Here is a 14,535-nt window from a genome sequence, read left to right as displayed (position 1 = left end):
GGCGTGCGGGGGGCGCACGCCCTCGATCTCGCCGCGCCTCGGCATATCTCCCTCCCCCGCGTGCGGGGAGGGCCGGGGTGGGGGCCAACGATCACCGTGAGCCGGACCTGCCCGGCGCTTCGCCCATCCACGGCCTCGCGCTTCACCCTCGCTTCACCGCCGCGCCATCGTCCCCCCGCAGCGCCGGCGCATCGTGCCGTCCGGTTCCCGACGAGGAGTGGTGCGATGCGCTTGTGGCTGAAGATCCTGATGGTGGTGGGCATGACCCTGGCGATCCTGGTACCGCTGGCGCTGATCCGCGGCACCATCCACGAGCGCCAGGCCTACCGGAACGAAGCGGTGCGCGACGTGGCGGCCAACTTCGGTGGCCCGCAGGTGTTCGGTGGACCGGTGCTGGTGGTGCCCTACACCGAAACCGTTGACGAGGATGTGGTCCAGCCCGACGGCGAGGTGCGGCGCACCGTCCAGCGCCGGACCGGCAGCTGGACCTTTTTCCCCGAAACGCTGTCGATCGAAGGCAGCCTGCAGCCCGACACGCGCCGGCGCGGCCTGCACGAAGTGCGCGTGTACCAGTGGGACGGCGTGGCGAAAGCCAGCTTCGACGTGCGCCTGCCGCCGCTGGAGGATGCGGCGGCCCAGCGCGAAGTGGGGCGGCCCTGGCTGAGCTACGGCATCGTGGACGTGCGCGGCCTGCGCGGCACGCCGCGTCTGCAGGTGGACGGCGCCGCGGTGACGCCGCTGCAGGGCATCGGCCACGTCGACGGCCCCGGCCTGCACGTGCGCCTGGACGCTCCGGACACGGACCGGATCGAGCTCGAAACCGGAATCGAACTGCAGCTGCGCGGGACCGAGGCCTTCGCGATGATGCCCTACGGGCGCAGCAACGACCTGCAGCTGGCCTCGCCCTGGCGGCATCCGAAGTTCGAGGGCGTCTCGCCGCAGCACGATATCGACGCCCAGGGCTTTCGCGCGCGCTGGCAGATCGCTTCGGTCGCCAGCAACGCGCAGCGCCGCTACCTGCAGTCGCCGGCGCTCGCCGGCGAGCAGGCCGCCGGCGTGCCGTGGACCGCGCAACCGGACGGGGTGAGCGTCGCGCTGGTCGATCCGGTCAATCCCTACCTGCAGGCCGACCGCGCCACCAAGTACGGGCTGCTGTTCGTGATGCTGACCTTCGTCGGCTTCTTCATGTTCGAGCTGCTCAAGCGCCTGCCCATCCATCCGATCCAGTACGCCCTGGTCGGCCTGGCGATCGCGATCTTTTTCCTGCTGCTGGTGAGCCTCAGCGAGCACGTCGCCTTCGGCCTGGCCTATCTGGCCGCGGCGGTGGCCTGCATCGGGCTGATCGGTTTCTACCTGTCGGCGGTGCTTCGCAGCACCGCGCGCGGACTCGGTTTCGCGGTGATGCTCGCGGCGTTGTACGCGGCGCTCTACGGCCTGCTGGTGTCCGATGACAACGCGCTGGTGCTCGGCGCCGGGCTGCTGTTCCTGATCCTGGCCGCGATCATGGTGGCCACGCGCAAGGTCGACTGGTACCAGGTCGCCTCGCGCCCGGGCGTGGCGCAGGGCTGAAGGGCGCGGCGGTAGAATCCGCGGATGACAGGGCAGCCCATCCCCCGCATCCGCACGTTGACCGGCGAGGACGCGCGGCGACATCTGGATGATGTCGCCGCGCTGCGCATCGCGGTCTTCCGCGACTGGCCCTACCTCTACGCCGGCGACTTGGACTACGAGCGCGACTACCTGGCGTCCTATGCCGCGTCGCCGCGCTGCGTGTTCGTGCTGGCCTTCGCTGGCGACGAAGTGGTGGGCGCCTCCACGGGGCTGCCGCTGCTCGACGACGCGCCGGCGTTCCGGGCGCCGTTCGAGGCGGACGGGCCGGCCCCGGCGCGGGTGTTCTACTTCGGCGAATCCGTGCTGCTGCCCGCCTGGCGCGGCCGCGGCGTGGGGCGTGCGTTCTTCGACGCGCGCGAGGCGCATGCGCGCGGTCTCGGTGGATTCGGCTGGACGGCGTTCGCCGCGGTCGACCGGGAGGCGGGCGACGCGCGGCGGCCGCAGGGACATCGCGGCCGCGAGTCGCTGTGGCGTGCACGCGGCTACGTGCGGCAGCCCGGCCTGTCGATGCAGCTGGACTGGGACGAGATCGGCATTGGACCGTGCACCCACACGCTGACCTTCTGGACGCGCTCCCTGGAGGCGGCATGAAGGTCGCGGCCGCCAGGTATGCCGTCCAGGCGCCGGCCAGCTTCGACGACTTTGCCGCGCGGATCCGGGGCCTGCTCGAATCGGCGGCGTCGCGCGGCGCGCAACTCGCGGTCCTGCCCGAGTACCTGTCGCTGGAGCTGGCCGCGAGCTTCGGTCCGGCGATCGCTTCCGACCTGCCCGCGTCGCTGGCGGCGACGCAGCGCTATCGCGCGCCGTGGCTGCAGCTGTTCTCGACGCTCGCGCGCGATACCGGCATGGCGATCGCCGCCGGGACCTTCCTGCTCGACACCGGCGCCGGCCGCTACCGCAACCGCGCCGACCTGCTGCTGCCCGGCGGCGGCCACGCCTGGCAGGACAAGCTGCAGCTCACCGGCTTCGAGAAGGCTACCGGCCTGATCGAGGGCGGCGACGCGCTGAATGTGTTCGACACGGGCGCGGCCAGGCTGGGGCTGGCGGTGTGCTACGACATCGAGTTCCCCCTGCCGGTGCGCGCGCAGTACGAGGCCGGCGCGCGCCTGCTGCTGGTGCCAAGCTGCACCGATACCAAGGCCGGCGCCACGCGCGTACGCGTGGGCTGCCTGGCGCGGGCGCTCGAGAACCGCTGCTTCGTCGCCCAGGCGGTCACCGCGGGCGAAGCGCCGTGGAGCCCGGCGCTGGACGTGAATACCGGCGAGGCGGCGATCTACGCGCCGATGGACGTGGGCTTTCCCGCCGACGGCGTCCTGGCGCGGGCCCGCGAGGACGAGGACTGGGCCATCGCCGATCTCGATCTCGGAACGCTCGAAGCATCGCGCGCGCGGGCCCAGGTCGCCAATGACCGGGACTGGCGCGGGCAGTCGATCCCCGCGCTGGCCGCGGCGCGGGTGGAACGACCAGGCTGAGGCCTGCGCCGCACCGGCTACGCGGGCGCATGGATCCAGAGCGACAGCGCCCCCAGCGCTGATCCGATCGCCGTCGCCGCGATCACGTCGCTGGGATAGTGCAGGCCCAGCACCACGCGCGAGGCCGCGACTGCCGCGGTGAACGGCAACAGCAGCCAGGCCAGCGCCGGGTACCACGCCACCGCCACGGTGGTGAAGGCGACCGCGTGCAACGTATGACCCGATGGAAAGCTGAACTCGTCCAGCGGCGCGACCCAGGCGCGGATGCGACGGTCGGCCGCGAATGGCCGCGGGCGACGGGTGCAGCGCTTGATACCCTTGTACAGGCCGAGCGCGACCGCGCCGGTAGCGGCAAGCTGGCTGCTGGCAGTCAATCCCTGCCAGCCGTCGGCGAGCACAAGCCCGGCCATCAGCAGGTACCAGAAGACGCCGTCGCCCAGCCGGCTGGCGAGCGCGAGGCAACGCCGGATCGGGCGCCGGTCTGCCGCCCGGTTGGCGCGCAGGCACCAGTCGGCGTCGGCCAACGGCCAGCGATCAGGCGGCGAGGTGCGCGTGCGGCCGCTGGCCATCGCGCAATCCCGCGAGCAGGCGGTCGAACTCGGCCGCCACCTGGGCGGGCGAGAGCCCGGCGACGGCGGCGCGCGCCGACCGGCCCATCGCCGCCAGCCGCGGCATGTCGCTGCCCAGGGCCGTCACGGCCGCGACGAAGGCGGATTCGTCGCCGCAGGGGATGGCCGCGCCGTGCGCGCCGTGGATCAGGTGCTCGCGCGCGGCCCCGTAGTCGTAGGCGACCACCGGCACGCCGCTGGCCATCGACTCGAGCGTCACGTTGCCGAAGGTCTCGCTGAGGCTGGGGAACACGAACAGGTCCGCGCTGGCGAACTGTCGAGCCAGCGCTTCTCCGCGCAGCGTGCCGGCGAACACGCAGTCGGGATTCTCGCGCCGCATGCGCTCGCGCAGTGGACCGTCGCCGATCCATACCATGCGCGCGTCGGGGCGCCGCACCTGCAGGCGGCGGAAGGCGCACAGGGCAAGGGACAGGTTCTTCTCGGCGGCGAGCCGGCCGACATGGATCAGCAGCGGCGCGTCCGGCGCCACGCCCAGGCCTTCCCGGACCGCCGCGCTGCGTCGCACGGGGTCGAACAGGACCGTGTCCACGCCCCGCGGCAGCACGCGCGGGCGGCGGAAACCCTGCGCGCGCAGCGCCATCTGCAGGTCCCGCGTGGGAACCAGGGTCGCGTCGGCCTGGTTGTGGAAGCGGCGCATCCAGCCGAGCGCCACCGGCTCCATCCAGGGCAGGCGGTAGTCGCGCATGTAGGTGTCGAAACGAGTGTGGAATCCGGTCGCCGCCGGGATGCCGAGCCGGCGCGCGGTGCGCAGCGCCGACCAGCCGAGCGGACCCTCGGTGGCGATATAGACGGCATCGGGGCGTGCATGCCGCCAGGCGGCGGCGATCGGGCCAGGAGAGGGCAGGCCTGCGCGCAGGCCGGGATAGCCTGGCAGGGCGACGCCCCCGACCAGCAGGTGGTCGGCATCCGCCGGCGCCGCGCCGTCCTGGCGTGGCCGGACCAGCGAGACCCGGTGTCCACGCTGGCGCAGTCCGTGTTCGAGCGACTGGATGGTCAACGCAACGCCGTTGACCTCGGGGGGATAGGTCTCGGTGACGATGGCGTAGTGCATGGCTCCTCCGCGTTTGGCGCATGCTGGCGCGCCGCCGTGACGCGGGGATGGCGAGGGGATGACCGTCCGGTGACGGGCGGGGAGGCCGCGCGGCAGCGCCGCGGCGGTGCTCAGTCGACCGCGATCTCGAACTGGATCCCGAGCGCGGCGATGGCGGTCGGTTCGCTCTCCAGGTCGGCGCGCAGCAGGGGGCGCATCTCCAGCCAGCGTCGCTCCAGGCGCAGGGTCAGTCGCATGCCGTCTGCTTCCAGTTCCAGGCGCGGGATCTCGTCCGCATCGCGCGCGCGGTGCAGGAGCGCCGCGATGCGAAGCAGGGCGGCGCTGCGGCGCGCGGCATCGAGCAGGCGGTCGGGCAGGGCGTCGAAGGCGCTCTTGTGGATGCGGCGCCGGTGCGTGCGCACCAGTGCGGCCAGGAATTGCTGCTCCTGCCGCGAGAAACCCGCGATGTCGGAGTGCTCGATCACGTAGGCGCCGTGCACCTGGTACTGGCTGTGCGCGATCGCCAGGCCGACCTCGTGCAGGCGCGCGGCCCAGGCCAGCATCAGCAGGTCGTCGTGGTCCAGCCGCCAGGCCGGGGCCACCTGCTCGAACAGGCGGATGGCGGTGGTCTCCACGCGCGCGGCCTGGGCCACGTCGATGCCGTAGCGCTGGGTGAGGGCGAGGATCGAGGCTTCACGCGGATCGTGTTCGCCGCCGCGGCCGAGCATGTCGTACAGCACGCCCTCGCGCATGGCCGCCTTGCTCACCGCCATGCGCACCAGGCCGAACGCGGCGAACGCCGCTTCCAGCACGACAATGCCGCCGGCGATGATCGACCGGCGATCGGCGGACAGGCCGGGCAGGTCGATGTCGTCGATGTGGCCGGCCCGCAGCAGGCGCTCGCGCACCTGCGGCAGCGCCTCGGCGGTGACGGCGCCCTTGGTCAGCTTCATCGCCGCGCAGATCTCGCCGATCGCCTTGTTGGTGCCGGAGGCGCCGATCGCTTCGTTCCAGCCCAGCGCGCGGTAGGTATTGGCGAACTGCTGGAATTCGGCGCCGACCTCGATCACCGCTTCGCTCCACTTCCGGCGCGAGAGCCTGCCGTTGCCGAAGAAGCGGCGCGTGGTGGCGATGCAGCCGACCTGCAGGCTTTCGCGCTCGACCGCCTGGAACCCGCGGCCGATGATGCACTCGGTCGAGCCTCCGCCGATGTCGATCACCAGCCGCAGGCTGCCCGGGCGCGGGCGCTGCGCATGCGCCACGCCCAGGTAGATCAGGCGCGCTTCCTCGCGGCCGGAGATCACCTCGATGCCGTGGCCGAGCGCCGTTTCGGCCGGGACCAGGAACGACTGCGGCGAGGCCAGCAGGCGCACGGTGTTGGTCGCCAGGGCGCGTACGCGATGCGGCGGGATCTCGCGGATGCGCTGGCCGAAACGGGCAAGGCAGGTCAGCGCGCGCTGGCGCACGTCCGCGGACAGGCCGCCCTTGCCGTCCAGGCCTTCGGCCAGCCGCACGGTTTCGCGCAGGCGGTCGACGATGCGCAGCTGGCCCAGCGTGTAGCTGGCGACCACCATGTGGAAGCTGTTGGAACCCAGGTCGATCGCGGCGAGCATGTCGCCGTCGCGCAGCGGCGAGGTCAGGGTACCGGCACGGGCGAGCGCATCCATCATCCGCAGAGTCTGGCAAGCAGGAAGGTTTGCGCCGAGTGCGGCAGGGAATCCTCGTCGGGCGCAAGCTTGCGGTAAACACCGTCTTCGCGCAATTCCCAGGCGTTGGAGTTGTCGGCGAGGTAGTTGTCGAGTGCCTCCTCCTTGACCCGCGCCGCAAGCGCGGGATCGAGGATCGGGAAGCAGCATTCGACGCGCCGCAGCAGGTTGCGCTCCAGCCAGTCCGCGCTCGAGCACAGAAGGTCCGGATCGCCGTCGTTGCCGAACCAGTACACGCGGTGGTGCTCGAGGAAGCGGCCGACGATCGAGCGCACGCGGATGTTGTCCGACACCCCCGGCACGCCCGGTCGCAGCGAGCAGGCGCCGCGCACGATCAGGTCGATCTGCACGCCCGCCTGCGAGGCCGCGTACAGCGCACGCATCACCTGCGGCTCGTTGAGCGCGTTCATCTTGGCGATGATCCGGCCGGGCCGGCCCGCTTCGGCATGCGCGGTCTCGCGCGCGATCCGCTCGAGGATGCCCGCGTGCAGCGTGAAGGGCGACTGCAGCAGCCGCCGCAGCGAGATCGCGGGCGCCAGCCCCGAGAGCTGCTGGAAGATCAGGTGGACGTCGTTGCCGATGTCCGGATCGGCGCTGATCAGGCCGATGTCGGTGTAGACCCGGGCGGTGCCGGAGTGGTAGTTGCCCGTGCCCAGGTGCACGTAGCGGCGCAGCTTGCGGCCCTCGCGGCGCACCACCAGCAGCATCTTGGCGTGGGTCTTGAAGCCGACCACGCCGTACACCACCTGCACGCCGGCCTCCTGCAGCCGGTCCGCCAGGCCGAGGTTGGCCTCCTCGTCGAAACGCGCGCGCAGTTCCACCACCACCGTCACGTCCTTGCCGTTGCGCGCCGCCTGCACCAGGTGCTCGACGATCGGCGAGTCCGCGCCGGTGCGGTACAGGGTCTGCTTGATGGCCAGGACGTTGGGATCCTCGGCGGCCTGCTTGATCAGCTCCAGCACCGGCGAGAAGGCGTCGAAGGGGTGGTGCAGCAGCACGTCGCCCCTGGCGACGAGGTCGAAGATCGCGTCGCTGCCCTTGAGCGCGCGCGGCTGGAACGGCGCGAACTTCAGGTCGGGGCGCTGCACCAGGTCGTAGACCTGGATCACCCGGTTGAGGTTGACCGGCCCGTCGATGCGGTACACCGCGTTTTCCGGCAGGTCGAAGTTCTGCAGCAGGGTGCGGACGATGGCGGCGGGGCAGTCCGCGGCGATTTCCAGCCGCATGGCGCGCAGGTAACCACGGCCGGCCAGCTCGTCGCGCAGCGCCAGCGCCAGGTTCTCCACCTCGTCCTCGTCCACGATCAGTTCCGAATTGCGGGTCACCCGGAACTGGTAGGCGCCCTTGACCTCCATCCCGGGGAACAGCTCGTGCACGAACTCCGACAGCACCGCCGACAGGAACACGAAATCGTGTTCGCCGCCCGACACCTTCTCCGGCAGCTGGATGATGCGTGGCAGCGAGCGCGGTGCGCGGACGATGGCGAGGTTGCCGACCCGCCCGAACGCGTCGCGGCCCTTGAGCACCACCACGATGTTCAGCGACTTGTTGAGGATCTTCGGGAACGGATGCGCCGGGTCCAGGCCCAGCGGCGAAAGCACCGGCATGATCTCGTCGCGGAAGTACGCCCGCAGCCAGCGCGTCTGCCGCGCACTCCAGCTTCCGCGGGCCAGCACGCGCACGCCGTTCTCGGTCAGGCCGGGCCGCAGCACCTCGTTCCAGCAGCGGTACTGCGCCTCGACCAGCTCGGCGGCGCGTTCGTGGATGCGCTTGAGCACCGTCGCCGGGGCCAGCCCGTCGGGCGGCGTGGGCACGGTGCCGAAATCCTGCGCGTGGCGCACGGTAGCCGCGCGGATCTCGAAGAACTCGTCGAGGTTGGTGCAGGAGATGCACAGGTAGCGCAGGCGCTCGAGCAGCGGCACCGATTCGTCCATGGCCTGGGCCAGGACCCGGAAGTTGAAGTCCAGCTGCGACAGCTCGCGGTTGAAGTAGAGCGTGGGATCGCGCAGCGGATCCGGCGCGGCCGGGTCCATGGCCGGCACCGGCGGCGTGGCAAGGGCCTGGCGCGGCTCGCGCGGGTTGCCCGGCATCGTGGGTTTGCCTGGTCGGTTCAAGGGACGGCTCCGGAGCGGTTGGCCTCGCGCGCCAGGATGCGCGCGGGACCGAAATGACAGGAGAACACGCTGCCGCGGCCGACCTCGCTGGCGATGTCCAGCCGCGCCTGGTGCAGGTTGAGCACGTGCTTGACGATGGCGAGGCCGAGGCCGGTGCCGCCGGACCCGCGCGAGCGGCTGGTCGAGACGCGGTAGAAGCGCTCGGTCAGTCGCGGCAGGTGGGCGGGCGGAATGCCGTAGCCGCTGTCGCGCACCGAGAGTACCGCGCCGTCGCCATCGCGGGCGAAGACGATGGCGATCGCGCCACCCGCGGGCGTGTAGCGCACCGCGTTGCTGACCAGGTTGGAGAACGCGCTGTGCAACTCCCGCTGCGAGCCGGCCAGGTCCACCCGCGCGCTGTCCTCGACGGTCACCTCGTGCCGTCCCTGGCTCAGCGCGAGGGCCTCCCGCTGCAGCGCGCCCAGCATCGCCGACATGGCCACCGGCTCGCTGTCCACGCCTTCCTGGGCCTCGAGCCGCGACAGGGTCAGCAGGTCCTCGACCAGCTGGGTCATGCGCTGCGACTGCTGCTGCATCTCGCCCAGCATCGGCGCCCATGCCGGGTGCTCGTCGGCATCGAGCATGTCCAGGTAGCCGTGCACGACGGTGAGCGGCGTGCGCAGTTCGTGCGAGACGTTGGCGACGAAATCGCGCCGCACCTGCTCCAGCCGCATCATCTTGGTCACGTCCCGCGCGACCACCAGCCACAGCTCGTCCGAGTACGGGATCAGGCGCAAGGTCAGGCGGATGTCCGGGCTCAGCGGCGAGGCGACGTCCAGCAGGGGCTCGGCATTGCGCCCGGACGCCAGCCAGTGCGCGATCCGCAGCGGCTGCAGGCGTTCGCCGAGCGGCTGGCCGACGTCGGACGGATAGCGCAGGCCCAGCAGGCGCACCGCCGCCTCGTTGAACCACTGCACGCGCTGGCTGTTGCGCTCGACCACGACCACCGCGTCGGGCAGGGCCGCGGCCACCGCGCGGTAGGCGCGCAGCATGCCGATCAGCCGGCGCTTGCGTGCGCGCATTCCTTCCTGGCTGGCGTGCAGCTGCCGTTCGAGCTCGTTCCAGATGCCGTGACCCGAGGCTTGCGGCTGGCGCTGGCGCGAGGCGAGCCGCGCGACCAGGCGGTGCAGCCGCCAGTAGTGCCAGGCCACCACGCCCAGTGCCGCCAGCGCGAACGCCAGTCCGACCCGGTCCAGCAGCAGGCCCAGTGCCAGCGCGGCCGCGAGCGCCAGGGCGAGGTGGCCAAGGGTGCGGGTCCACGCGGAGCGGGCGCTGGGAGGCATCGTGTCTCGGGCGGGGCTGGGCCGGGGCGGGTGGATGGGACTCATGCCGGCGGCGCGGTCCGGGCTGGCAGATGCCGGCGGCGCGTCCCGGTCGGCAGTCTGCCGGTTCCCGCGCGGGAAGTCCCGGCGCCGCCCCGGCTCACGTCGATGCGGAGAAGCGGTAGCCGGCGCCGCGGACCGTCTGCACCATGCCATCGAGTCCTGACGGCTCCAGTGTCTTGCGCAGGCGCCGGATATGCACGTCCACCGTGCGCTCCTCGACGTAGACGCTGCCGCCCCAGACGTGGTCGAGCAGCTGGGCGCGGCTGTAGACGCGTTCGGGATGGGTCATGAAGAAGTGCAGCAGCCGGTATTCCGTGGGTCCGATGGCGACCGGCGCGTCGTCGGCGAACACGCGGTGCGCCGCGCCGTCGATGCGCAGGGAGCCGACGGCGACGCTGCCGTCCTCGTCGTCCTCGCGCGAACGTCGCATTACCGCGCGGATCCGGGCCAGCAGTTCGCGCGCCGAGAACGGCTTGACCACGTAGTCGTCCACGCCGGCCTCGAGCCCGCCGACGCGATCGTTCTCCTCGCCCCGCGCGGTGAGCATGATGATCGGCACCTCGCGGGTCAGCGGCTCCCTGCGCCAGCGCCGCGCCAGTTCAAGGCCGCTGGTACCGGGCAGCATCCAGTCGAGCAGGATCAGGTCGGGGACGCGGTCGGCAATGGCCGACTGCGCCTCGCGCGCGTCGCCGGCGTGGGCCGGCTCGAAATCGCCCTTGCGCAGGGCGAAGGCCACCATCTCGCGGATCGCGGGTTCATCGTCGACGATCAGGATGCGTTTCTGCACGTCCGGTCCTGCCAGCCCGCCTGCGGGGCCGATGGCGGGCATTAGACGACAGATTTGTGACGCGATGATGACGCCGCCGGGCGCGGGCGGCATCGGGCGGTATTCAGTTGCGGCGCAGGTCGGGGTCGCGCAGGCCCTGCCGACGCAGCTCCAGCACCACCGGGGTGATGCGGGCGATGCGGGCGTCGATCCGCGCCCGGGCGTAGTAGTCGAGGTCGTCGCGCTTGCGCAACGTGGTCAGCTGGACCAGGGCCTGTTCCTCGCGCCCGCTGAGGAAGGCCGCCTCGGCCCAGGATTCACCGGCGCGCACCGGATCGCCCGCGATCTCGCTGGCACGCGCGAAGGTGCGCTGGAACGCCGGATCGTCGCCGCTGGCGTTGAGCAGCGGCCGCAGCACCGCCTGCGCACGGCGGCCGGCCTCGGGCGTGTCCCGCGCGACGAGGATGTCGGCGTAGGTCAGGGCCACGGCCGGGTTGCGCGGCATGCGCGCGAGCAGGTCCTCGAAGCGCCGGTCCGCGGCGTCCGCGCGGCCGGCATGGGCCTCGGCCTCGGCCAGGGCCAGGCCGATCCAAAGATCGCCCGGATGGCGCTCGAGCAGGCCGGCCAGGCCCAGCGCGGCCTGCTCGCCACGGCCGGCGCGCAGCTGCGCCACCGACAGGCCGTACAGCTGCGCGTCGTCCAGCGGTCTGGCGCGGGCGATCTGCTCGTACTCGCGTACAGCGGCATCGGGCGTGTTGGCGCTGAGCACCCGCAGGCGCTCGCGCGCCCAGCCGAACTCCTGGCGATCGCCGCCCTGCAGGCCGCCGGCCAGGGACAGGGTGGACGGGAGCAGCGGGTTGTCGCTCAGGCGCAGGCTGTCGGGCACCGCCACGCCGTCGATCCGGACCCGCTCGGTGCGCGTGGCATCCGGGGTCGACACCGATCCGGTCACCGTGGTCGCGCCCAGCCGCTGGGCGCGATCCTTGGCCTCGCTGATGCGCGTGGTGGTGACCGGATGGGTCTTGAGGTAGTCGGGCAGGCGTTCGCGCTCGCCGCCCTGGTTGGTTCGCGACGCCGCCTGCATGCGCTCGAACATGCTGGCCATCGCGATCGGTTCGTAGCCGCCCCGCGCCAGGGTGCGGATGCCGATGCGGTCGGCCTCGGACTCGTTGGAGCGGGTGTAGTTGATCTGGCGCTGCGCGGCCAGGCCCTGCGCACTGGCGATGGCCGCCATGGCGGCATCGTCGGACGAGTTGCCGCCGGCCGACTGGGCCACCGCGATCGCGCCGAGCATGGCGAGCAGGATCGGAATGCTGTCGCGCTGCGCGCGCTCGACGCTGCGCAGCACGTGCGCCTGGGTGACGTGGGCGATCTCGTGGCCCAGCACCGCGGCCACCTCGTCCTCGCTCTCGGCCGCCAGCACCAGGCCGGCGTTCATGCCGATGTAGCCGCCCAGCGTGGCGAAGGCGTTGATGCTGCGGTCCTTCATCATGAAGAAGGTGAAGCGCTGCTCCGGGTCGTCGCTGACCGCGGCGAGGCGATTGCCGGTCGACTGCAGCCAGGCCTCGCTCAGCGGATCCTCCAGCACGTAGCCGTAGTGGCGCAGCTGGGCCAGCATCATGCGGCCGTACTCGGCCTGCTGGACCGGTCCCAGCACCGCGCCGGCCGAGGAGCCGATGTCGGGCAGGCGGTTCTCCTGCGCCGACGCGCCGGACGCGGCGACGACGACCAGCATGGCGGTCGCGAACACTGTGCGGAAGCGGGCGAAGCGTGTGCGCATGAAGGTCCGGCGGCGGAGCGGAGGACGGGGCATCGCCCCGGCCAAGCATGCCGGGGCGTCGCCGGTGGGGAGTGAATCCGATGTTAATCGTTCGCAGCGTTCCGCCGGCAGAGGTGGAAAAGCGCCGCGCTGGCACCCACCATTCGACCCACTCCAGCGCGACAGGTTCCCGACATGGCCGATCCCACCGCCGCGGCACAGCCGCCGATCACGCTCTATACCAGCGCCATCTGCGGCTACTGCGTGGCCGCCAAGAACTTCCTGCGCAGCCGTGGCCTGCAGTGGGACGAAGTGCGGATCGACCTGGACCCGGCCGAGCGCGAGCGGATGGTCGCGCGCACGCGTCGCACCTCGGTGCCGCAGATCTTCATCGGCGACACCCATGTCGGGGGCTACGACGACATGATGGCCCTGCACCGGGCCGGCGGGCTCGACGCGCTGCTCGACCAGCGCTGAGCGGCGCGCGCCACGCCTGCGTGGCCGATCGGTATCCATTTTCTTCAGACATGAGCCAGGAACGGGCCAGATGAGCGAGTCAGACCGGGTCAGGGAATTCACCACGTTCCGCCAGCGCATGAACGAGCGCATCCTCGCCGAGCCCAACCAGGTGGTGCGGCGCTTCTTCGCCCTCGACACCCAGACCTACCAGGCCGGCGCCCTGGACGTGAAGACCAAGGAACTGCTGGGCCTGGTGGCCTCGCTGGTCCTGCGCTGCGACGACTGCATCAGCTACCACGTGGCGCAGTGCCGGGAAGCCGGCGCCAGCCGCGAGGAGCTGTTCGAGACCTTCTCGGTGGGGCTGGTGGTGGGCGGCAGCATCGTCATCCCCCACCTGCGCCGGGCCGTGGACTTCCTGGACCGGCTCGAGCAGGGCGAGGCCGGGGCGCCCGCGGCACACGATCACGGCCAGCCCTGAGGGCCCGGAGGGCCGCCAAGACTTTGGTCGGGTTGGGGCGGGGGGGCGGTTTCGGGCATAATTTCAGATTGAACCTTTTTCAACGCCGCGCGGCCTGCGCGGCGTCTTTTGCATGGAACTCCCCCACATGACCCAGACAATCACGGTCATCCGCGGCGACGGCATCGGCCCGGAGATCATGGACGCCACCCTGCACGTGCTCGACGCAATGAACGTCGGCCTGGCCTATGAAGAGGCCGATGCGGGCCTGGTAGCGCTCGAGAAGCACGGCGAACTGCTGCCGCAGGCGACGATGGATTCGATCCGCCGCAACCGCATCGCGCTCAAGAGCCCGCTCACCACGCCGGTGGGCGAGGGCTTCTCCTCGATCAACGTCGAGCTGCGCAAGCGCTTCGACCTGTACGCCAACGTGCGTCCGGCCAAGTCGTTTCCGAACACCAAGTCGCGCTTCGCCTCGGGCGTGGACCTGATCACCGTCCGCGAGAACACCGAAGGCGCCTACATCGGCGAAGGCCAGTCCATCACCGAGGACGGCGAAACCGCGACCCTGATGCAGAAGATCACCCGCAAGGGCTCCGAGCGCATCGTCCGCTATGCCTTCGACCTGGCCGTCAAGACCGGCCGCAAGAAGGTCACCGTGGTGCACAAGGCCAACATCCTCAAGAGCACCTCGGGCCTGTTCCTGAAGGTGGCGCGCGAGATCGCGGCGCAGTACCCGCAGATCGAGTGCAACGAGATGATCGTCGACAACACCTGCATGCAGCTGGTGATGCGACCCGAGCAGTTCGACATCATCGTGACCACCAACCTGTTCGGCGACATCATCTCCGACCTGTGCGCCGGCCTGGTCGGCGGCCTCGGCCTGGCCCCGGGCGCCAACATCGGCAAGGACGCTGCGATCTTCGAGGCCGTGCACGGCACCGCGCCGGACATCGCCGGCCAGGGCAAGGCCAACCCCTGCGCCCTGCTGCTGGGCGCGGCGCAGATGCTCGACCACCTGGCCAAGCCGGACGACGCCACCCGCCTGCGCAACGCCGTGGTCGCCACGCTGGAAGCGCGCGACAGCCTGACGCCGGACCTCGGCGGCAGCGGCAACACGATGTCGTTCGCCAAGGCGATCGCCACCCGGATCTGACCCGGGCGCATC

General features: G+C 71.4%; 13 protein-coding genes. 6 read left to right on the top strand and 7 right to left on the bottom strand.

Annotated elements, in window-relative coordinates; genetic code table 11:
- Window positions 1-225: 225 nt before the first annotated feature.
- The 3 genes from creD to ACFQ2D_RS12290 are packed head-to-tail and all read left to right on the top strand — an operon-like array spanning window position 226 to window position 3,083.
- Window positions 226-1,569, top strand: a complete 1,344-nt coding sequence (gene creD / locus ACFQ2D_RS12300; protein ID WP_280943894.1) for a cell envelope integrity protein CreD — start codon at window positions 226-228, stop codon at window positions 1,567-1,569.
- Between the two features lie 24 nt (window positions 1,570-1,593).
- Window positions 1,594-2,202, top strand: a complete 609-nt coding sequence (locus ACFQ2D_RS12295) for a GNAT family N-acetyltransferase (protein WP_280943893.1) — start codon at window positions 1,594-1,596, stop codon at window positions 2,200-2,202.
- A complete protein-coding gene (locus tag ACFQ2D_RS12290) occupies window positions 2,199-3,083 on the top strand; it encodes a carbon-nitrogen hydrolase family protein (RefSeq protein ID WP_280943892.1) in 885 nt (294 codons plus the stop codon). The genes ACFQ2D_RS12295 and ACFQ2D_RS12290 overlap by 4 nt, the downstream gene beginning before the upstream one ends.
- A 17-nt stretch (window positions 3,084-3,100) precedes the next feature.
- On the opposite strand, the gene ACFQ2D_RS12285 is transcribed toward ACFQ2D_RS12290, so the two are convergent.
- The 7 genes from ACFQ2D_RS12285 to ACFQ2D_RS12255 form a co-directional block, all read right to left on the bottom strand.
- Window positions 3,101-3,652 carry a phosphatase PAP2 family protein gene (locus ACFQ2D_RS12285; protein ID WP_280943891.1) on the bottom strand — a complete coding sequence of 184 codons (552 nt, stop codon included), beginning with the start codon at window positions 3,650-3,652 and terminating at the stop codon, window positions 3,101-3,103.
- The gene (locus tag ACFQ2D_RS12280; protein ID WP_280943890.1) at window positions 3,618-4,763 is read right to left on the bottom strand and encodes a glycosyltransferase family 4 protein; all 1,146 of its coding nucleotides are present in this window, start codon (window positions 4,761-4,763) and stop codon (window positions 3,618-3,620) included. The genes ACFQ2D_RS12285 and ACFQ2D_RS12280 overlap by 35 nt, the downstream gene beginning before the upstream one ends.
- A gap of 110 nt (window positions 4,764-4,873) precedes the next feature.
- Window positions 4,874-6,409 carry an exopolyphosphatase gene (gene ppx, locus ACFQ2D_RS12275; RefSeq protein WP_280943889.1) on the bottom strand — a complete coding sequence of 512 codons (1,536 nt, stop codon included), beginning with the start codon at window positions 6,407-6,409 and terminating at the stop codon, window positions 4,874-4,876.
- Window positions 6,409-8,481, bottom strand: coding sequence for a polyphosphate kinase 1 (gene ppk1 / locus ACFQ2D_RS12270; RefSeq protein ID WP_280943976.1), 2,073 nt, complete (start codon window positions 8,479-8,481; stop codon window positions 6,409-6,411). Before ppk1 ends, ppx begins: the two co-directional genes overlap by 1 nt.
- Window positions 8,482-8,558: 77 nt before the next feature.
- Window positions 8,559-9,884 (bottom strand): phosphate regulon sensor histidine kinase PhoR, encoded by a 1,326-nt coding sequence (phoR, locus tag ACFQ2D_RS12265; protein ID WP_280943888.1) that lies wholly within the window; start codon window positions 9,882-9,884, stop codon window positions 8,559-8,561.
- 139 nt (window positions 9,885-10,023) lie between these two features.
- Window positions 10,024-10,713: a phosphate regulon transcriptional regulator PhoB gene (phoB, locus tag ACFQ2D_RS12260; protein WP_280943887.1), complete on the bottom strand. Its 690-nt coding sequence runs from the start codon at window positions 10,711-10,713 to the stop codon at window positions 10,024-10,026.
- A 103-nt stretch (window positions 10,714-10,816) separates the two neighbouring features.
- Entirely contained in the window at window positions 10,817-12,472 is a 1,656-nt protein-coding gene (locus ACFQ2D_RS12255; RefSeq protein WP_280943886.1) for a M48 family metalloprotease, read from the bottom strand.
- A gap of 174 nt (window positions 12,473-12,646) precedes the next feature.
- On the opposite strand from ACFQ2D_RS12255, the gene grxC reads away from it, so the two are divergent.
- From grxC to ACFQ2D_RS12240, 3 genes are all read left to right on the top strand, one after another.
- Window positions 12,647-12,928, top strand: a complete 282-nt coding sequence (gene grxC / locus ACFQ2D_RS12250) for a glutaredoxin 3 (protein WP_280943885.1) — start codon at window positions 12,647-12,649, stop codon at window positions 12,926-12,928.
- Window positions 12,929-12,998: 70 nt separating this feature from the next.
- Complete coding sequence (locus ACFQ2D_RS12245) at window positions 12,999-13,388, top strand: carboxymuconolactone decarboxylase family protein (protein ID WP_280943884.1); 390 nt, start codon at window positions 12,999-13,001, stop codon at window positions 13,386-13,388.
- A 127-nt stretch (window positions 13,389-13,515) separates the two neighbouring features.
- Window positions 13,516-14,523: an isocitrate dehydrogenase gene (locus tag ACFQ2D_RS12240; RefSeq protein WP_280943883.1), complete on the top strand. Its 1,008-nt coding sequence runs from the start codon at window positions 13,516-13,518 to the stop codon at window positions 14,521-14,523.
- Window positions 14,524-14,535 lie beyond the last annotated feature (12 nt).

Origin of the sequence: Luteimonas composti, from assembly GCF_042678665.1 — a bacterium.
Lineage (GTDB): Bacteria > Pseudomonadota > Gammaproteobacteria > Xanthomonadales > Xanthomonadaceae > Luteimonas > Luteimonas composti.
This window is presented reverse-complemented; position numbering and strand designations above follow the sequence as displayed.